The following is a 19,047-nucleotide window of genomic DNA, read 5'->3' as shown; positions in this document are numbered from 1 at the left end:
CACTATTTCACTTTGCTGTGCAATTGACGACAGTGCTACTTACGGATTGAAACCAATAAAGATGACCGTTTGGGATGATGAAGCATAGATAGGATGCACAGAGATGAAAAAAGCCGCATTGCTGCAGCTCTTTCGTTGTTATGGCTTACTTCTTACGATTTTTTAGTCGATTCATCATGTTCAAACGACGTTCTGCTGAGGCTTGATCCGGCTTTTCGTCATTTGGGTTGTTACGACGGCCTTGGCGATCTTTGTACGCCGCTTTTGTGTGAAGTTTTTCAATGTAGGCATCACGCTGTTTAGGTTCATAACCTGGCTGTTCAACACGGCGGATGCGTTGCTGGATAAGGTTTTCAACCTGAACAACAGTCAACTCTTCTTCGCGGCTGACAAATGAGACAGCATGTCCCTGTTTGCCAGCACGACCAGTACGACCTATGCGGTGTACATAATCTTCGGCGAGAAATGGCATGTCATAGTTAACCACGTGTGGCAGGTCGACGATATCTAAACCACGTGCAGCCACATCGGTCGCAACCATGACACGCACTTTGCCTTCTTTAAATTCTTCAAGAGCGCGTCGACGTGCACTTTGTGCTTTATCGCCATGACATAGCACGGCCTTGATGCCATCCAGTTTCAGCTCTTTCACCACTTCATTAGCCGTCTCTTTATAGTTCACAAACACTAAGACTTGTTGCCAATTTTTGCGGCCAATCAGCTCAGACAGCAGTTCCGTTTTACGCTCTTGATCGACAGGGTAAACCACATGCGCCACTGTTGCGGCCGTGGTATTGGCACGATCGGCATTAATGCGCTTGGGTTTGCGTAAAATATCGCCCGCCAGTTGGTTAAGCTGAGTGGATGTAGTGGCCGAGAACATCATGATTTGTGGTGAGGTTTCCACTTCCAGCATGATTTTACGCACGGGATTGATGAACCCCATATCTAAAATTCGATCTGCTTCGTCGAAAACCAAAAACTCAAGGTTGGCGAGTGAAACATTACCTTCACTTAAATGCTCTTCTAATCGGCCAGGGGTCGCGACCAAAATGTCCACACCCATTTCAAGCTGACGAACTTGAGAAGACATTTTATTTCCACCGTAAACAGCAGCGACACTGAGTTTGGTGTACTTGACGTAGTCTTTAATGTTCTGGGCAATTTGCGCCACTAATTCACGCGTGGGTGCCAAAATTAAGCCTCGCGCTGTTTTAGGCGAAGGTTGCTTGCCGCTATCTAACAGATGTTGAATAACGGGCAGTGCGAATGCTGCGGTTTTGCCTGTGCCAGTTTGCGCCGTTGCAAAAATATCATGCCCTTTACGAGCCTCGGGAATGGCTTGTCGCTGAATGGGGGTAAGTTTTTCATAGCCGCATTCAGTAAGCGCTTTAACAAGTTCAGGTGCAAAACCTTGAGATGAAAATGACATTTAACGGGTTCCTTAAGCAGACAGCCTACAGTTCTTAATTTTAGCCGTGCACTATATAGGATTTAGAGTGATTTATCTCACGTTTATCGTGATCAGTGATAAATTTCCTACATTATTGACCAATTGTATTTGAGTTCACAAATGAGATGAATTGGTGATTCATAGCGGTTGCCTATCTTTCTATTATGTTTTTACTTCAGAAGCCGATAATAAATGGTAGACTCTCAACACTTGCGTAGCATCATGATGACGCAGAAGTAATTAACCTTGATAAAGGATGCATAGACGCCATGGACAATGCAGATTTTGTACAGAAACGGCAATATTACCGCTTAAAGTATCCAAAGCGGGCAAGACCTACCGTAAAAATTGATGATCAGCTATTCCATGTCTGTGAAATATCAGAGCAAGGCATTCGTATTTCAATGCCGAGAGTGACTACCTTATATTGTGGTCTATCGATGTCTGGTACGGTGCAGCTACGCAGCAATAATACAGTCAAAATTGCAGGTCAAGTACTGCGCTTTCAACAAGATGAAGTCGTGGTTCAACTATCCAATGGTCCTGCTTTTAAGCACATGGTTGAAGAACAGCGTTATATTCGCCAAAGATACCCGTCTTACTTCTCGTCTTTACGTTCTGCTTAAATCAAAAACTGTCTGCGTTGAAACGAGCGGTGCGTGCTTCTGCGATTGTGCAGTGCGTGATGTGCATAAGTTCGGCGAGAGTGATTGATGGGTTTTGTTTAACAAGCCTTACCAACTTGGCTGATTTGGGTTCAAGCTGTTCCTGATATTCTGCCAGTTTGTCTTTGAGTCTCGTTATTAAAAATTGCATGACCAGTGAATCAAGTTCTCTGAGCCGATTTGCCAATAATTCAAGTTGCGTTATCTCACCACTGATTTGCCAATTTCTGGAACGTCGTATTCGTTTCAGGTCGCACTGATATTCTCTCGCCAGCATTTTTGCTTTTTTCGCATTTTCTCCACCAAGCCGATGAATCAATGAGGGGAGGGAAATCGTGATGATCATAATAGCCATGTTCTTGTTTGGATGACTTTCCGTTATAACACGGTCTTATAAAACGGTGAAACCCCGATAGTTGGTAGCTATCGGGGTTTCGAATTTTTAGATTTCTCGGATGGTAAGGCCGATAGTCTTTATGCAAAAGGTTGGATTTTATCCAACTAATTCCTTGGTAGGAAATTAGATGCGGATGAAGTCCATGTGCTCAACTTTTGGCTTGAACACGTGACGTTGAACGTCTTGTGGCTTAACTTTTACTTCTGCGCCATCAATTACTAGAGTAATTGCTTCGTAGAATTCTGGTTTGTCCATTTGGTTGATCACGTCAGAATGATCCAGTGCGATAGCAACTGGCGCTGCTTCACCACCGTAAACAACTGCTGGGAATTGGCCCGCGTGACGTAGGCGGCGGCTCGCACCTTTACCTAGTTCAGTACGTACTACTGCTTCGAATTTCATAGTTTTTACACTCAAATTAGTAAAAATAAACTTCACATCTGCAATGCGACCTTGCTGATGTGGTATAGCTTTGATAGTGAATCAATGATTACTAACAAAACGAGCGCGGATACTAGCACTCTATCTAAGATGGGGCAATAGAAAATCCCTTGCAGCATCGATTTATTGCAGTGTTACGAAGGACCGTGACAGTCTTTATTGCTTAATGTCGAGTTCGATTTCGTCCATTAAACCGAACGAAAAGTTAGCACCGCTTTTAACCCCCCCATGGTGCTAGTCGATAGGGTTAGCGTACCGCGATAACTGTGCGCCATTTCACTGACAATATTCAACCCAAGCCCAGATCCAGAGGTTGTTTCGTCTAAGCGCACGCCACGTTGTACCGCTTTAGCCAGATCTTGCTCAGCAATACCTGGGCCATCGTCTTCAATGTGGATTTCTACCCAGCCTTCTTCTCGATTTTTTGCATGAACTCGAACCAAAGAAGCTGCCCATTTGTAGCTATTTTCCAGTAGGTTGCCGAGCATCTCGTCGAGATCGGTTGGGTCAACGGCAACCTCTAGATCAGAATCCAACTCATTAACTAACGTGATTTCACGCTGTGCGTAAATTTTGTCAAATGCCATAGAAATAGCATCTACCCGTTCGCTTGGATTGGCTTTTACCGCAAGAATATTCATTGAGCCAGCCATGCGCGCGCGGCCTAGATGGTAGTCAATCTGCTTTTGTAACTGTTCAATCGGTGTTCTGAGTTTCTGCTGTTGTGCGAAATCAAGATGATCGATCTCATTGCGCAGTACAGAAATCGGTGTTTTTAAAGCGTGAGAGAGATTGCCTGCATGATTACGTGCACGTTCAAGCAATTCTTGATAGTGGAATAACAGTGCATTCAAATCATTGACTAACGGAAAGACTTCTTTTGGGTACTCGTCACTGAGACTGGCTTGTTGACCTTTGCGCAATGCGGCCAGCTCTTTTTGCATTTTCCCTAACGGCCGTAATGACCAACTGACTTGCAAGCCAATCAGCACCAATACACCACTGAAGAGTAGGCCTAGTATCATCCACAATTGGCTAATTACGCTGTTTAAAGTGTCTTGTAATGGCGCTTCATCAAGACCGATGGTAATGGTGATAGGAGAAGGGAAATCTGGTAAGTAGATGATTTGTTCAATGACGATCAGTTTTTCATCTCTTGCGCCTTTGACGATGCTTTTCAAGCCATGTTTTTCGCTGATAAGGCGCTTATCCCACAATGAGCGAGAACGAAGCGATTGATCATGGCTTGAGGCCGTCCAATAAAGGCCGCTGTAGGGTTGGCTAAAACGAGGGTCTGAAAGGCGCGACGACAGTACTAGATTTCCTTGCGGTGTCGCTTCCAAGTTCGCCGTGATTTCATCCATCGCTAAGCGTAGCTGACTTTGCACATCATTGACTAGGTAGTCTTTGATCAGTGTGGGAATGCCAATTCCCGCCGCTAAAATCATGGTACCTAACCAAAACGTTGCCGCGAGCAGTAAACGACTTTTTAAACTGAGGCGCTTTAAGGCCGAGGTTTTATTTTGCATTAAGCTGGTATCCCAGTCCTCTCACGGTTTTGATAATGTTGTTATTGATTTTTTTACGGATGCGGCCAATAAACACTTCGATGGTGTTGGAGTCTCTATCGAAATCTTGTTTGTAGATGTGTTCCACCAGTTCAGTCCGTGAAATGACTTTGTCGGCATTGTGCATGAAGTAGGCAACCACTTTGTATTCCAGTGCCGTCAAGCTCACCGCTTGACCTTGCCACATCACTTTAGAGGTTCGAGTATCAAGGCTTAAGTCACCGATTTGCATCACAGGGGAAGCGTTACCTGATGCTCGGCGCAGTTGTGCGCGGATACGAGCGGTTAATTCCACCATCTCAAATGGTTTGGTGAGGTAATCATCCGCTCCTGCATTTAAGCCCTCGACTCGTTGAGTCAAACCGTCTCTTGCACTGAGGATCACAATGGGCGTATTGATGTTTTCATCTCGAATGCCTTTCAATACGGTGAGCCCATCGAGCTTGGGTAAACCGAGGTCGAGCACAATCACATCCCACTCTTCTGATGTAGCGCGATAGAGTGCATCAATGCCATCTTGTGATAATTCAGGTACCCAGCCGGTCTGTTCAAGCGCTTCTACAATTTGTTCCCCAAGACGAGGATCGTCTTCGACTACCAATATTTTCATGGTTATTCTCTATTTTTTGATGATGTCGCGTAGGTTCCTGCCACGAATAGCCATTAGTTCTAATGTGCTTGCATTATATTCTACGCGGATAACTCGGTTGTCATGCATCAGTTTTAATTCGTAGACCCATTCACCATCATCTTCATCTAACTCTACTTTGATAACTCGGCCATTGAGTTCTTTATCTATCGTGGCATAAAGCTCAGACAATGGATGAATTAAACCTTTTTGAACTGCCGCGTAGACCTCGTCTTGATCCTCATCAATCTCTACCTTGGTTCCTGGCTTATAAGTGTCTTGAACCCAATCGTGTACATCACTGCTTGCAGCTAAAGTGGGTAAGGATAATGATGAGAGCAGCAGTAAGCGTGCGAAAGCTTTACCCTTTTTGAACAACATGTTGCGCCCCCCTGTAATAAGATGAACAGAGTATAAATGACCTTACATGAATAGAAAGTGAATCATCGGTTTTGTAGCTCATCTTCAAAGATCTTATCGCGCATTTTCCAAAATCGTCCCACTTTTCGCGCAATGACAAATTGTGGTGGACGAAAACGGTGTTGATGAGCCACCACTTTGCTTGGTGAAGATTGATCAAAAGGGCGATGCTTATCGGCTAGGTGTGGTCGCACAAATTGGTCGTGGAACACCTGTTTCTGTTTCTTGGTGGTTAGTGGCCAAAATTCGTGGACTTGCGCATCGTTCTCACCACGATAGGTAACGCGCAGTTGCGCTTTTCCACTTGCATCTTTATGTACATTCAAATCCATTTCGATACATTCAAAAACCAATGCATCTTTGAGGTTGAGTGCCTCTTTGAGCTTTTTATCAGGGTCAACCAGTGTTGCGTCACATTCATGGCAGATACGTGCGGCGATATCGTTGTCAGCCCCACACTCACCGCAATATTTTGCTCTAAAACGGTAACCACAGTGTTCTCGTTCGCCACTTTCTTCGTCTTCTTCGTCTGTAAAATAGCCTTGGCAACGTCGACCATAGTGTTCAAGCAAAAAACCAGCGGCATCGAGTTTACCCCAAAAGTTGTTATTAAAACCGCAGGCCGGACAGGGAATGGTAATAATTTCACTGTTGGGATCGGGCTTTGGCTCACCGACTTCTGGTTGATAAAGATCATAGTTATTGCCCGCATAATCCAATACCAAACATTCGGTTTTTCCTGCGGATAAGCGTAGACCACGTCCGACAATTTGCTGATATAAACTGATGGACTCGGTGGGGCGTAAAATCGCAATCAGGTCAACATGCGGAGCATCAAAACCTGTGGTTAATACCGACACGTTAACTAAGAATTTGATTTTGCGCTGTTTAAACTGCTTGATGATGGTGTCGCGTTCAGTGGTCGGCGTGTCACCAATGACGATGGCAGTTTCGTTATTGGGCAGTAATTGCACAATTTCTTGGGCGTGGCGAACGGTGGCCGCAAAGATCATTACTCCCTGTTTTTGCTGTGCTAGTTGGATGATTTGTTGAACAATCTGTGGTGTGGCACGTTTCGATTGCTCAATCACCATGTCGAGTTCGGCTTCTTTGTAGCGCCCGGTATTGGCTGGTTTTAGCTGCGAAAAATCGTAACTGAGCACGGGGGCATCAACCATTCGCGCTGGCGTTAAAAAAGCTTCATCAAGCAGATAACGGATCGGTAGCTCAAAAATACAGTCACGGAAGAAGCGAGGCTCCTCACTGCGCACTTGGCCGCGAGTATGGTATTGATAAATCCAGCCCATGCCTAAACGATAAGGCGTAGCGGTTAACCCCAACACTTTAATCCCCGGGTTGAGCTCGCTTAAATGGGTGATCACCTTTTGATAGCTACTACTTTTCTCATCCGGTACGCGGTGGCATTCATCAATCACCAGTAATGAAAATTGATTTTTAAAGGCACCTAAATTGCGCACCACGGATTGTACCGAAGCAAAGACGACTTGTTGATCGGTCTCTTTTCGTCCTAAACCTGCCGCAAATACCGCGCCTTGCAAACCGTAGCCCTCGTATTTGGCATGGTTTTGCTCTACCAGTTCTTTCACGTGCGCTAGTACTAAGACTCGTCCTTTGGCAAGCCTTGCCAGCTCAGCAATAACCAAGCTTTTTCCTGCCCCCGTCGGTAGTACAATTACGGCGGGCGTAGTGTGATGACGAAAATAGTGGATCACGGCTTTGACCGAGTCCGATTGATAAGGGCGAAGTGTGTACATAACTCGCGTTGTCTCTTGTTGAACGCTGGATAAAAACAGTGAAATAGATCAACTATTTCATTTTAGCTGCGTATAATACCTGACTTGATTTAGATGAGGTAATCATGCGGTTAGATAAATTTTTGTGTGATGCGTTAGGTGCGACACGTAAAGAAGCCACCAAGATCATCAAAAGTGGTGATGTCACAGTAAATGGTAAGACGCAGAAAAGTGGTTCATTGCAGGTGACGCAGGAGTGTGAGGTGGAGTGGCAAGGCCGTGAGTTAATCTTGCATGGCCCGCGCTATATCATGTTACACAAACCCGCTGGCTACGTTTGCTCACATGAAGACGGCTTCAATCATACGGCATTTATTTTGCTCGATGAAGTGAATGTTCAAGACTTGCATTTTGCAGGACGTTTGGATGTCGATACCACAGGTTTGGTTCTGATCACCGATGACGGTCAATGGTCTCATCGCATTACCTCGCCAAAACACAAATGCGACAAAACCTACCGTGTCTGGCTTGCAGACCCTATTGAAGCGAATTATGTCGAACAATTCTTAACGGGTATTGAACTGCGTAATGAGCGTGAGCCAACCTTGCCTGCGCAATTGGAAGTCGTCGGTGAGAATGAATGTTTACTGACCATTCATGAAGGCAAATACCATCAAGTTAAACGCATGTTTGCTGCTTTAGGCAATAAAGTGGTTGGCCTTCACCGTGAGCGCATTGGTCATATTGTGCTAGATGAGGCACTAGAGCCCGGTGAATACCGTTATTTGACTGACCAAGAAGTGGCTTCTATTGGGGCTTGAACGGCCTAGCTTTACTGCAACTTCATTCCTTATTTATCTGGAGAACTATGACTTCATCTCAACCTGTTACAGCGAATAATACGCCGCACATTAGTTTTTTACTTTTCTTAGTATTAGGCGCGATTGGCGCATTAACGCCGCTGGCGATTGATATGTATCTGCCAGCCATGCCAGCGATTGCTAAAGATCTCGGTGTGAGTGCTGGAGCGGTACAAATGACGCTGACTGCTTATACCGCTGGTTTTGCGATAGGCCAACTATTGCATGGCCCGCTGGCCGACAGTTATGGCCGTCGCCCAGTGTTGCTGATCGGCGTATTACTGTTTGGTATTGCTGCCACTGTGAGTGCGACTACGCAGGGTATTGAAGCGTTAACGTATGTTCGCGCTGCGCAAGGTTTTGCTGGAGCAGCGGCGGCTGTGGTTATCCAAGCGGTGGTGCGTGATATGTTTGATCGCGAAGATTTTGCCCGCGCCATGTCTTTTGTCACTTTAGTGATGACCGTTGCCCCGTTAGCTGCGCCGATGATTGGCGGACACTTGGCCATTTGGTTTGGTTGGCGTTCGATATTTTGGGTGTTAGCTATTTTTGCCGCGGTGGTGATTGCTCTCGTGGTTTGGAAAATTCCAGAAACACTCAGTGCAGAAAATCGTCAACCGCTGCGCTTTCGAAATACCATTCGCAACTATGTGCAGTTAAGCCGTAACCCAGTCGCGATGGGGCTTGTTTTTTCTGGTGCTTTCTCGTTCGCTGGTATGTTTGCCTTTTTGACCGCAGGCTCTTTTGTCTATATTGATATTTATGGAGTCGATCCTGATCAATTTGGTTACCTGTTTGGCCTCAATATCGTCGCGATGATTATCATGACCAGCTTGAATGGTCGAATGGTGAAACGAGTCGGTTCCCACGCCATGCTACGCTTTGGTTTATTGATTCAGTTGTGCGCAGGTATCGGGCTATTTATCGCGTGGTTACTCAACCTTGGTTTATGGGGTATTGTGCCTTTTGTGGTGCTTTTTATTGGTACATTGTCAACGATAGGCAGTAATTCAATGGGATTATTGTTAAGTGGTTATCCGAAAATGGCGGGTACCGCTTCTTCACTGGCTGGAACGTTGCGTTTTGGCACAGGCTCAGTGGTTGCGGCGATTGTCGCGATGATGCCTAGTGATGTTGAGTGGCCGATGATTGTGGTCATGACGGCGTGCTCGGTACTTTCATCTCTTTTTTATTGGACATTAGGAAGAAAGGCGTAATGTCAGAGTATTACCTCGAAATTCAACGTGTAGTGAATACAGCGCTGCAAGAGTTAACAGCAGAACACCAAGCGAATAAGCTGGTGAATGCGCCTTTAGCTAATAATCACTTTTTGGTGCGTTGGGTGAGTAAGGCATTGAAAGCACAACGATTTCATCGCTGTGTGGTGGATGATTTAAATCGTTGGCAGAAAGCTGGACGTTCGAAAGGCAACCAATCTGAATTACTGTTTATCTTCAAACGCATCTCAGCATTTTACGGTCAGTTTTTTGCGCAAGACGCGGATAACATCATTACCGATAAGAAAATTGACGCGTTTTTGGAATTCATGGAAGCGGCTCACTGGGAAGTGACAACATGTGATCCATTGGTGAATGAAGGCAAATTACAGCTTTTTACCGATGGGCAAAACTCATTGGCTTTGTGCGCAAATCAGTGTGAATCATGCTTTGATGGTGAACTGCTCGTGAAGCCGATGAACTGGTTTGTACGGGGCCATCATGCTGATTTCGTCGAAAAGGCCAGCAGTGCTGGCTTTATGGTGCATAAACGTACCGATTATAAGTCGAATGTGAAATATCATGGTGAGTATTTGATATACCCAAGCAACCATGGCGTGCAATTGGCTGAAATTCCATTAGGCTTTCCTATTGATTAGTATGGAATTGAAACCCAATAAGTTGCAGAGCTAGCGATTTCGCTAGCTCTTTTTTTGTGCCTTTTTGACGATGGCTTTGACCATGCCATTAAAAATAAAAAGGTGGGCAGGCATCATCGCGAACCAGTAAAGTAACCCTAAGAATCCTTTGGGGTGCCACCATGCGGTCACATTGAGTTCTCGCGTTTCGCCTAGATCTTTAATGGTAAATTCCAATCGCCCTAACCCTGGGCCTTTCATCCCAAAAAGAAGAGACAAAAACTGTTGAGGTTGGCAGCGGATCACTTTCCACGAATCAATAAAATCGCCAACTTGCAGTTCCGGGCCACAAGGGGAGCGGCGCACAGGTTTGCCACCACCGAATAAAAGATCGAGCCATTCGCGTGTACGCCATAGTACATTGGCAAAAAAATAGCCTTCTTGGCGGCTTCCTATGGTTCGGATAACATCCCATAAAGCCTCAGCAGAAGCGCTGGTCTGAATCGTTGCTCCTGCCTGTTTAGGATAGTAGCCAAAACCGGGTTGCCAACGCTGTAGGGCACTTGGATCAAATCCCCACACCTGCGAGCGTGTAAATTCCCCTTCATGCTCGATTATTTTGGTGACAACGTCACGATAGGGGGTCAGTTTTTGGGGATAGCGTGCTTCAATGGCTTGTGAGTCGGCAATGTAATCATGATCTAAACCGGCAAGTAGTGCTCTGCCAATATTAGAAGGGACGGAGGTGACAAGACCTAGCCAGTAAGAAGCCATTTTGGGGGTTAATAGTGGGGTAGACCATAACCGAAAAGGTTTCTGCGTTGCCTGACAAATAATGGCAAATTGTTCGCGGTAGGAGAGGGTGTCAGGCCCACCGACTTCAAACAATTGGTGTGCAACGGGCTGCTCATTAGCTAATTCAAGTAGATAATGATTGAGGTTTTCCAGCGCTATCGGATTTGCTTTGGAATCAACCCATTTGGGAGTGATGAGCATCGGTAAGTTGTAAACAAAATCACGCATGATTTCAAATGCGGCTGATCCCGGTCCAAGAATGACACCGGCTCTTAATTCGGTCACTGGTACAGGACTTTTCCTAAGTAGATCGCCGGTCATTTTCCGTGCTTTGAGGTGCTCTGAGTTTCCGGTTTGTGGCTGAATCGCACTTAAGTAGATCAGGTGTTTGACCTGGCTAACCTCAAGGGCTTGTTTAACGTTTTCCGCCAACGACAATTCATAGTCGACGAAATCATGTCCTTGCGCCATACCGTGCACTAAAAAATAAACCAGTTCAAATTGTGGGATAAGTGCAAGTGTCGCCTCTTTATCGGTAAGGTCTAAATAACGCAAGGTAAGGTTGGGATGAGATATGGCACGTGAGGTTAAGTAGTCAATGTGCCTAGCTGCGGCCGTTACTTGAAAACCTTGCGCTAATAGCAAAGGTAACAGTTGTGAGCCGACATAGCCTGATGCGCCGAGTACTAACACTTTTTTCATGACGGTCCCTTCAAATAAGATGGTTAGATTATGCTCACAGACGTATAATAGCGACTTCATTTTTTCTGTGCTATCAATGTGTTGAATTTGAGGTGATCGGTTGTCTGTTTTTTCGCAAATCATGCTACATACAAGAGGCGATTTTTTCCGTCGCTTAATGGCTATCGCTCTGCCGATCACCTTGCAAAGTATTATGTTTTCTAGCCGTGGTCTAGTGGATGTTTTGATGCTAGGGCAATTAGGTGAGGCTGAAATTGCTGCGGTAGGCGTTGCCGCTAGAGCAACTTTTGTCACCACCATCATGCTAGTGGGCGTGACAACCGGAGGCGCACTGTTAACAGCTCAGTATTGGGGCGCAGGAAACAAACAGGGCGTGCGAGAAAGTACGGCACTTACGTGGTTAGTCGCTAACCTATTTGCTGTAATGACGGTGGCACTATTTTTACTGTTTCCAAGTCAAATCATGGCACTAACCACGGATTCCGAGACCGTTAATGCGCTAGGTAGCCAATATTTGATTATTACCTCACTCAGTATGTTTGCTGTAGCTTGCGTCAGTAGTATGGCTGTAGGGCTGCGAGCGATGCATAAACCGGGGCTCAGCACGTTTTTTAGCGGTATTGGTATTGTTTCAAACGTGTTTTTAAACTGGGTGCTGATTTTCGGCAAATTGGGTTTTCCCGCAATGGGAATCGAAGGTGCAGCGATTGCTACCGTGCTCAGTGGTTTTATTGAAGTCGCGTGTTTATACGGTTACCTCTATGCCAAGAAACATCTGTTAGCGTTTGGAATTGACGATATCCGAGCCATCATTGAATGGCCTACCATTTCTCGTTTTTTGAAGCTTTCGTTGCCAACCACCTTTAATTTCCTTGCATGGGCAGGCGGTTTATTTGTCTACCATGCCATCATGGGGCAAAGTGGTGTGCAAGGCTTAGCGGCGCTATCGGTGATGACGCCAGTAGAATCGATTTCATTGAGTTTACTGATTGGGATGTCGAATGCGGCTGCGGTTTTAGTCGGTAACCAACTTGGCGCTAAGCAGTACGATGCTGTTTATTATCAAGCCTTGGGTTTAACTATCATCAGCCTTCTTGTAGGCGTGATCGTCGCTGCCGCCTTGTATGTGGTGCAGATCCCTATCCTGAACTCTTTCACCGCCTTGACGGATGAAACCCGTGCTTTATCTGAAGAGTTTATCGTGATACTTAGCCTTGGCATCATTTTACGTTCCATTCCAATGACGGTGATTGTTGGCGTGTTGCGAGCTGGCGGTGACGTAAAGTTTTGTCTTTATCAAGATTTAGTCGCGCAGTGGCTGATCGGTATTCCGTTAGCCGCATTTTGTGCGATTGTGCTTGGAGCTAAGCCTGAAGCCATCTATTTATTGTTTCTCGTTGAAGAGTTGATTAAATGGGGCGGTTCTCTTTATCGAATGAAAAGCAAGAAGTGGATGCGAAATTTGATTGAAAATTAGACACAACGCAGTTAGGTGGTGCAATTTGATGCACATAATGTGATCCGGTATCCAAAATGCTTTCTACTGCAGGAGAATTAGTGTAGATTCACAATCCAATTTTAGTCGATTGCGAGCGATTTGATGTTACAGCTGACCAACCTGTGTAAAGGCTATCTAGATGGCGATGAATTTCATCCCGTGCTACAGGGGGCAGAGTTAACATTAAACCGAGGCGACCAAATCGCATTGATGGGTGAAAGTGGTTCGGGTAAGAGTACATTACTCAACCTTATTGCCGGATTAGATATTGTCGATTCTGGCGAAATTTGGTTTCCAAGTTTTGCCATGCATGACACGTCAGAAAATAAGCGTACCGCTTATCGCCGAAATAACATTGGTCATATCTTTCAGCAGTTTAATCTTCTTCCCACCCTCAATCTCGCGGATAATATTCGCTTTTGTCGTCAGTTGAAAGGAATGCCGGAAGACCAAGGTTTACTGCGTCAAATTCTTTCTTCGCTTGATTTAATGCCGTTGCTAGGCCGATACCCTGAAGAGGTTTCTGGTGGGCAGCAGCAGCGTGCTGCGATCGCGCGCTCCTTGTACATGGAGCCTAAGATTTTATTAGCAGATGAACCAACCGGTAGTCTTGATGAGCGTAATGCCGAGGCGGTGATGCGTTTATTGACGACCTTAACTCGCCAGTTGGATTGCACGTTATTATTGGTGACGCACAGTGAAAAAGTCGCGCAGCATATGGATGGTCGCGTACGTTTACAAGGAGGGTTGTTGCATGTTATGGCCCGTAGTTAAGGCGCTACTTGGTCATTATCGGCGTTATCCTTTACAAATCATCCTAGTATGGCTGGGTTTAACGCTTGGCGTTTCATTGTTGGTGGGAGTGACGGCCATCAACCAGCATGCTCGTCAAAGTTATGAACATGGCGAAAAGCTGTTTTCTAATCCATTACCTTATCGTATTCGTTCCAAGCATATTGCCAATAAAATCCCCCAAGGTTTCTATATTCAGTTGCGCCGTGATGGATTTTCTCAGTGCGCTCCTTTTGAAAACCATCGTTTGACGACAAAAAATGGCACGGATATTTCGCTGATTGGGCTTGATCCCGTCGCGATGTTGCCAACCAATAGCGGCCTTCCTTTATCGGAATTTTCGACATTATCATTGATGAATCCGCCGTATCCTATTTTGGTGAGTGTTGATCTCGCTCGTCTCCAAGGTTGGCAAACGGGTGATTTTATCGTGCTTGATGATGAATCAAAGTTAGGTCCTATTCAGATCGATCAACAAGATCTCATCAACGGCACACGCGTTATTGCGGATCTATCCTTGGTGCGTATGCTCAAGAAAAGTTCGGGCTTATCTGTTATTGCTTGTGGTGATATGCCGCCAGAGAAACTGAAAAGACTAAAAGATAATTTACCTAATGGTTTGACGCTAGTCCGTAGTTCTCGCACTGAGCTGGAATCACTCACGCGTGCTTTTCATCTCAATCTCAATGCAATGGGTATGTTGGCATTTTTGGTCGGGCTATTCATATTCTACCAAGCCATGTCTTTATCTTTAATCCAGCGTCAACCTTTAGTCGGGTTATTACGGCAAGCGGGCGTTTCTGGCTGGCAGCTTACCCAAGCATTGGTGATTGAGTTGTTTGGCATGGTCCTGCTTAGCTGGATATGCGGTAACGGATTGGGGTTATTATTGGCCAATCAACTTATTCCAGCGGTTTCAGCCAGTTTGGGTGACTTGTATGATGCTAATGTCGGTTTATCGATTAGCTGGAATTGGCAGTGGAGTAGTTACAGTTTAGCCATGGCGTTGATTGGTGCATTCGCGGCGTGCGCTTGGCCCCTCGTCCGGTTGCTAAAATCGCAGCCTATTCGTCTTTCGGCTCGTCTCTCTTTGCTTCGATTTGCTGGCACAGAATTTCGCCTGCAAGCCCTTGTTGCTTGCGCATTGACTGTCGCGGCGATTGCCGTGTATCAAGTTCCACAAACGCAACTTTCTGGTTTTGCAATTATTGCGTTGATGTTACTCAGTGTTGCGCTGTTTACGCCTTATCTTATTTGGACGCTGTTCAACAGTTTTTCCTACTCACTCGCTTGGGTAAAAGCGCGTTGGTTCTTTGCCGATGCAGCCGCTAGTATGAGCTATCGCGGTGTCGCAACTATGGCATTTATGATTGCTATGGCGGCGAATATTGGCATTGAAACCATGGTTGGTAGCTTTAGAGACACTACTGAAAAATGGTTAAACCAACGTTTAGCGGCCGATATTTATGTCTATCCTACCAACAGTTCGGCATCAAGAATGAGCAGTTGGTTGAAAGCGCAGCCTGAGGTCAATGATGTTTGGTGGCGTTGGGAAAAAGATTTCGCCACTGACAAAGGTGCATTGCAAGTGGTCAGCACAGGTATCTCCGATGGTGAGTTAGACTCGTTGACGGTTAAACTCGCTGTTCCTAACTATTGGTATGATTTACACCATTCAAAGAGTTTGATGATCAGTGAATCCATGGCGCTTAAATTAGGCATTAAGCCTGGTGATTTTATTGACCTTTCTGAGCCTTTGGGCCAAAAGTGGCAAGTCGTGGGGGTGTATTACGATTATGGTAACCCTTACCACCAAGTCTTATTGTCACACCAAAATTGGTTATTTGCGTTTGCCAGTACGGGAAATGTGGCGCTAGGAGTGGTTTTGCACGAAGGTGTGAATGACCAAGGATTAAAGAAGCGACTAGAATCGGTATTTAGGTTGGGCCCTGAGCGGATTTTTGATAACAATCACATCCACACTCAAGCGATGCGGGTGTTTGACCGAACCTTTGCCATCGCCGATACGCTCGGGCGTATTACTTTGTTGATTGCCGTGTGTGGTATTTTCTTTGCTACGTTAGCCGGAGAGGTTTCCCGCCAGCGACATGTTTCGCTACTGCGTTGTTTGGGTGTTTCTGGTAAAGAGCTGGTGGTGATTGGCAGCTTGCAGTTGTGTGTTTTTGGGGCGATAGCGCTCGTGATTGCAATGCCGTTAGGGCTTGCACTCGCTCGTCTTGTGGTGGACATCGTGATTAAACAATCCTTTGGTTGGACAATCCAACTGCAGTTGATCCCCGGGGAGTATTTGAAAACGGCAGCATGGGCGATGGTGACCTTGATGTGCGCAGGTGCAATCCCGGTTATTCGTTTGGTCAGAAGGCCACCGATCAGCTCATTTAGAGACGCGTTATAAATGATGAAACGATACCTCGTACTTTTGTGCTCTTTGTTGATTGCTGTATTGTTCTGCCTCTATTCGTGGCACCAGTATTGGCAGGCACAGCAAACGATTTCAGAATATGCCGTTTCTGAAACAGCTTCTAAGCAAATGGATACATCATCAATATCGAAGGAGCACCCATTCGAGTTCGTGCTTCCTAATCGCCCGGTACGACTTCCTCAAGATTTCAATTTTCATCAAGGTTTTGAACATGAGTGGTGGCATTACTTTGCGAATGTCAGTGATGAACATGGGCAGCAATATGGGATCCAGTGGAGCTATTTTCGTCTCGCTAACGAAGCTCGAGATGCTAATGGATGGCTTAGTCCTCAGCTTTATCTTGCTTATGTGGTGATCTCTTCAAAGAATGAAGTCTGGCGTGAACAGCGGATTGCGCGGGGCGGAATTGGTCAAGCCGGCTTAGAATTAAAGCCGTTTAAAATGTGGATTGATAATTGGGACTGGCGTGCACCGGGGACGACTCCATTTCCTGGAGTATTAGATGTAGCGACGGACACGTTTTCACTCTCATTAAAAAATAACCTTTCCGGGCCATTTGTATTACCTGGTCAGCAGGGATACCAAAAAAAGCATGATTCACTCTCTTTAGCCTCATATAGTCTCCAAGCACCGTTTTTGCAGGTCAAAGGTGTGCTCAACTTAGGTGTTAACTCTCAACCCATTCAAGTCACAGGTAATGCATGGCTGAGCAAGGAGTGGGGTAATAATCTACTGCCTAACGCTAAACAGGGATGGGATAAGTTGTTCGTTAAACTCGATAGCAAAACAACCTTATTGGTTAATCGCTATCGTTATTTTCAGCAAGAGCCCTATTTGTTTGGGGCAATTGTGAAAGATTCGGGCACCACGATCGCACTATCTGCTGATGAAATTGATTTAGTTCCTGTCGTTTCTGCCGCGTCGGAGAATGAGCGTGACATCCCGTTACAATGGGTGGTAAACATCCCTAAATATAATATTCATCTGGTGACGAAAGCGGTGAATCGCGATCTGTGGTCACCCTTTCTGATCCCTTATTGGGAAGGCCCCATTATCACCGATGGTAGTCATAAGGTGACGGGTTTCATGCAACTAACGAGCAACTAAGTTCAAATATTTGCGGAATCTAAAGGTCAAGTTGTTCTTGGCCTTTTGTGTTTTTGTGAACCTTTTTTATTTTGTTGTAAAATTGTTATGCATGAAAACTAATCAACAATGGGAAAATAGTGAAAACCAAGGAATATACGTTGTATTGTTATGCTTGACTCGGAAATTCCGATTCTTAATATCTGAACAAGCGATTTTTACTTCTATCAGCTACTGTATAAACTCTGTCATATTCATTTGTTAATGGTTTATTAACATGCATAACTATAAGGACGATATCATGAGTGATGTGATTCGCGACTTTTTCAAGATGGAATCAGCAGGTGGTATTTTGCTGGTTATTGCTGCTGCAATTGCAATGATGATTGCTAACTCACCGCTAAATGATGTTTACCAATCTTTTTTACATTCCTACGTGTTTGGAATGTCAGTGTCGCATTGGATCAATGATGGCTTAATGGCCGTATTCTTTTTGTTGATTGGTTTAGAAGTCAAACGTGAATTGTTGGAAGGTGCTCTTAAATCCAAAGAAACGGCTATTTTTCCAGCCATTGCTGCCGTCGGCGGCATGCTTGCTCCAGCATTAATTTACGTGCTGTTTACGGCTGGTGATGCACAAGCGATTCAAGGTTGGGCGATCCCAGCGGCCACTGATATTGCGTTTGCGCTAGGTATTATGGCGCTATTGGGTAAACGTGTTCCGATCAGCTTAAAAGTGTTCTTGCTGGCGCTTGCGATTATTGATGACTTAGGGGTTGTGGTCATTATTGCGCTATTTTATAGCGGTGATCTTTCTACCATTGCGTTAACCGTCGGTTTCTTAATGACTGGTGTGCTTTTTATACTAAACAACAAGCATGTTACCAAAATCAGCCTTTACTTAATTGTCGGTGCGATTTTATGGTTTGCCGTACTTAAATCTGGTGTTCATGCAACCTTGGCTGGTGTAGTGATTGGTTTTGCTATTCCGCTGAAAGGTGATAAAGGCGAATATTCTCCGTTAAAGCATCTTGAGCATGCGCTACACCCGTATGTCGCTTTTGGTATTCTGCCATTGTTCGCATTTGCCAATGCCGGGATTTCACTGGAAGGGATCTCCGTATCTAGCCTCACGTCAATGTTGCCTTTGGGCGTGGCTCTTGGCCTATTTATTGGTAAGCCATTGGGTATTTTTACCTTCAGTTGGGCTGCGGTGAAACTCGGTGTTGCTAAATTGCCTGAGGGGATCAATTTCAAGCATATTTTTGCCGTGTCAGTGCTATGTGGTATTGGCTTTACAATGTCGATTTTTATCTCGTCATTGGCTTTTGGACCGACCAATGCTGAATTTGATACGTTTGCAAGGCTCGGTATATTAATGGGCTCAACCACTGCCGCGATTGTAGGCTATATATTGCTTCATTTATCTTTGCCAAAAAACGCATAAGAATATAATCAGCCCTCCGTAATACGAGGGCTGATTCATTTTATAAACTAACCATTTGATTTATCAATATTCTTAATCAATAGAAAATTTAAGTTTTTATCGATTTATTGAAAATTATTGCCAGCGTAATTATTTTTTGATATTTTTCGCACCAATCTCGGACAGTAGCTTCTGGGGGACACGCGTAATGACCATTCAGGCTGATTGTGACATTACGTAGGGTAGGTATCAGCAAGTCCTTTT

Annotated in this window: 17 protein-coding genes; 9 read left to right on the top strand and 8 right to left on the bottom strand. The window is 45.1% G+C overall.

The annotated features are described in order from the left end of the window. Positions 1–145 precede the first annotated feature (145 nt). Positions 146–1,432, bottom strand: a complete 1,287-nt coding sequence (locus AACV20_RS15745; RefSeq protein ID WP_026027722.1) for a DEAD/DEAH box helicase — start codon at positions 1,430–1,432, stop codon at positions 146–148. A gap of 290 nt (positions 1,433–1,722) precedes the next feature. Here AACV20_RS15745 and AACV20_RS15740 point away from each other — a divergent pair, with 290 nt between their 5' ends. After that, positions 1,723–2,079 carry a PilZ domain-containing protein gene (locus AACV20_RS15740; protein WP_017046184.1) on the top strand — a complete coding sequence of 119 codons (357 nt, stop codon included), beginning with the start codon at positions 1,723–1,725 and terminating at the stop codon, positions 2,077–2,079. 1 nt (position 2,080) lies between these two features. On the opposite strand, the gene AACV20_RS15735 is transcribed toward AACV20_RS15740, so the two are convergent. From AACV20_RS15735 to AACV20_RS15710, 6 genes are all read right to left on the bottom strand, one after another. Further along, positions 2,081–2,473 (bottom strand): ribosome recycling factor family protein, encoded by a 393-nt coding sequence (locus AACV20_RS15735; protein ID WP_017047699.1) that lies wholly within the window; start codon positions 2,471–2,473, stop codon positions 2,081–2,083. Positions 2,474–2,638: 165 nt separating this feature from the next. Further along, entirely contained in the window at positions 2,639–2,917 is a 279-nt protein-coding gene (rplY, locus tag AACV20_RS15730; protein WP_010318386.1) for a 50S ribosomal protein L25, read from the bottom strand. 227 nt (positions 2,918–3,144) lie between these two features. After that, on the bottom strand, positions 3,145–4,485 hold the full coding sequence (locus AACV20_RS15725) for an ATP-binding protein (protein ID WP_013857021.1): 1,341 nt from the start codon (positions 4,483–4,485) through the stop codon (positions 3,145–3,147). Further along, a complete protein-coding gene (locus AACV20_RS15720; RefSeq protein ID WP_010318384.1) occupies positions 4,475–5,134 on the bottom strand; it encodes a response regulator transcription factor in 660 nt (219 codons plus the stop codon). Before AACV20_RS15720 ends, AACV20_RS15725 begins: the two co-directional genes overlap by 11 nt. 9 nt (positions 5,135–5,143) lie before the next feature. Continuing rightward, complete coding sequence (locus AACV20_RS15715) at positions 5,144–5,533, bottom strand: PepSY domain-containing protein (RefSeq protein WP_010318383.1); 390 nt, start codon at positions 5,531–5,533, stop codon at positions 5,144–5,146. A gap of 62 nt (positions 5,534–5,595) precedes the next feature. Then, the gene (locus AACV20_RS15710; RefSeq protein WP_170907613.1) at positions 5,596–7,347 is read right to left on the bottom strand and encodes a DEAD/DEAH box helicase; all 1,752 of its coding nucleotides are present in this window, start codon (positions 7,345–7,347) and stop codon (positions 5,596–5,598) included. 104 nt (positions 7,348–7,451) lie between these two features. Here AACV20_RS15710 and rsuA point away from each other — a divergent pair, with 104 nt between their 5' ends. From rsuA to AACV20_RS15695, 3 genes are read left to right on the top strand one after another with little or no spacing between them, the layout of a single operon-like run. Then, a complete protein-coding gene (gene rsuA, locus AACV20_RS15705) occupies positions 7,452–8,147 on the top strand; it encodes a 16S rRNA pseudouridine(516) synthase RsuA (RefSeq protein WP_017044313.1) in 696 nt (231 codons plus the stop codon). Positions 8,148–8,194: 47 nt separating this feature from the next. Continuing rightward, positions 8,195–9,403 (top strand): Bcr/CflA family multidrug efflux MFS transporter, encoded by a 1,209-nt coding sequence (locus tag AACV20_RS15700; protein WP_013857017.1) that lies wholly within the window; start codon positions 8,195–8,197, stop codon positions 9,401–9,403. Beyond that, positions 9,403–10,062: a DUF2913 family protein gene (locus AACV20_RS15695; protein WP_170907612.1), complete on the top strand. Its 660-nt coding sequence runs from the start codon at positions 9,403–9,405 to the stop codon at positions 10,060–10,062. The genes AACV20_RS15700 and AACV20_RS15695 overlap by 1 nt, the downstream gene beginning before the upstream one ends. Before the next feature lie 42 nt (positions 10,063–10,104). Here the strand turns inward: AACV20_RS15695 and AACV20_RS15690 are convergent, their stop codons facing one another. Next, positions 10,105–11,598 (bottom strand): DUF2867 domain-containing protein, encoded by a 1,494-nt coding sequence (locus AACV20_RS15690; RefSeq protein ID WP_170907611.1) that lies wholly within the window; start codon positions 11,596–11,598, stop codon positions 10,105–10,107. Positions 11,599–11,638: 40 nt separating this feature from the next. Between AACV20_RS15690 and AACV20_RS15685 the strand changes: the two genes are divergently transcribed. The 5 genes from AACV20_RS15685 to nhaA all read left to right on the top strand — a co-directional run bounded on the left by AACV20_RS15685 (position 11,639) and on the right by nhaA (position 18,804). Beyond that, positions 11,639–13,015: an MATE family efflux transporter gene (locus AACV20_RS15685; RefSeq protein ID WP_088732321.1), complete on the top strand. Its 1,377-nt coding sequence runs from the start codon at positions 11,639–11,641 to the stop codon at positions 13,013–13,015. Between the two features lie 123 nt (positions 13,016–13,138). Next, positions 13,139–13,810, top strand: a complete 672-nt coding sequence (locus AACV20_RS15680) for an ABC transporter ATP-binding protein (RefSeq protein ID WP_013857013.1) — start codon at positions 13,139–13,141, stop codon at positions 13,808–13,810. Further along, positions 13,791–16,244: an FtsX-like permease family protein gene (locus AACV20_RS15675; RefSeq protein WP_013857012.1), complete on the top strand. Its 2,454-nt coding sequence runs from the start codon at positions 13,791–13,793 to the stop codon at positions 16,242–16,244. Before AACV20_RS15680 ends, AACV20_RS15675 begins: the two co-directional genes overlap by 20 nt. Then, complete coding sequence (locus tag AACV20_RS15670) at positions 16,245–17,378, top strand: lipocalin-like domain-containing protein (RefSeq protein ID WP_170907610.1); 1,134 nt, start codon at positions 16,245–16,247, stop codon at positions 17,376–17,378. Positions 17,379–17,658: 280 nt separating this feature from the next. Further along, complete coding sequence (gene nhaA / locus AACV20_RS15665) at positions 17,659–18,804, top strand: Na+/H+ antiporter NhaA (protein WP_170907637.1); 1,146 nt, start codon at positions 17,659–17,661, stop codon at positions 18,802–18,804. Positions 18,805–19,047 lie beyond the last annotated feature (243 nt).

This window comes from Vibrio sp. B4-6 (assembly GCF_963888245.1).
In the GTDB taxonomy this organism is placed as follows: Bacteria; Pseudomonadota; Gammaproteobacteria; order Enterobacterales; family Vibrionaceae; genus Vibrio; species Vibrio anguillarum.
The sequence above is the reverse complement of the archived record's forward strand: the minus strand, read 5'-3'. Positions and strand labels throughout refer to the sequence as shown.

Bases quoted from the DNA above. Each gene is read 5' to 3' on its own strand.
- AACV20_RS15745 (WP_026027722.1), bottom strand. From the start codon at position 1,432: ATGTCATTTTCATCTCAAGGTTTTGCACCTGAACTTGTTAAAGCGCTT.
- AACV20_RS15740 (WP_017046184.1), top strand. From the start codon at position 1,723: ATGGACAATGCAGATTTTGTACAGAAACGGCAATATTACCGCTTAAAG.
- AACV20_RS15735 (WP_017047699.1), bottom strand. From the start codon at position 2,473: ATGGCTATTATGATCATCACGATTTCCCTCCCCTCATTGATTCATCGG.
- rplY (WP_010318386.1), bottom strand. From the start codon at position 2,917: ATGAAATTCGAAGCAGTAGTACGTACTGAACTAGGTAAAGGTGCGAGC.
- AACV20_RS15725 (WP_013857021.1), bottom strand. From the start codon at position 4,485: ATGCAAAATAAAACCTCGGCCTTAAAGCGCCTCAGTTTAAAAAGTCGT.
- AACV20_RS15720 (WP_010318384.1), bottom strand. From the start codon at position 5,134: ATGAAAATATTGGTAGTCGAAGACGATCCTCGTCTTGGGGAACAAATT.
- AACV20_RS15715 (WP_010318383.1), bottom strand. From the start codon at position 5,533: ATGTTGTTCAAAAAGGGTAAAGCTTTCGCACGCTTACTGCTGCTCTCA.
- AACV20_RS15710 (WP_170907613.1), bottom strand. From the start codon at position 7,347: ATGTACACACTTCGCCCTTATCAATCGGACTCGGTCAAAGCCGTGATC.
- rsuA (WP_017044313.1), top strand. From the start codon at position 7,452: ATGCGGTTAGATAAATTTTTGTGTGATGCGTTAGGTGCGACACGTAAA.
- AACV20_RS15700 (WP_013857017.1), top strand. From the start codon at position 8,195: ATGACTTCATCTCAACCTGTTACAGCGAATAATACGCCGCACATTAGT.
- AACV20_RS15695 (WP_170907612.1), top strand. From the start codon at position 9,403: ATGTCAGAGTATTACCTCGAAATTCAACGTGTAGTGAATACAGCGCTG.
- AACV20_RS15690 (WP_170907611.1), bottom strand. From the start codon at position 11,598: ATGAAGTCGCTATTATACGTCTGTGAGCATAATCTAACCATCTTATTT.
- AACV20_RS15680 (WP_013857013.1), top strand. From the start codon at position 13,139: ATGTTACAGCTGACCAACCTGTGTAAAGGCTATCTAGATGGCGATGAA.
- AACV20_RS15675 (WP_013857012.1), top strand. From the start codon at position 13,791: ATGTTATGGCCCGTAGTTAAGGCGCTACTTGGTCATTATCGGCGTTAT.
- AACV20_RS15670 (WP_170907610.1), top strand. From the start codon at position 16,245: ATGATGAAACGATACCTCGTACTTTTGTGCTCTTTGTTGATTGCTGTA.
- nhaA (WP_170907637.1), top strand. From the start codon at position 17,659: ATGAGTGATGTGATTCGCGACTTTTTCAAGATGGAATCAGCAGGTGGT.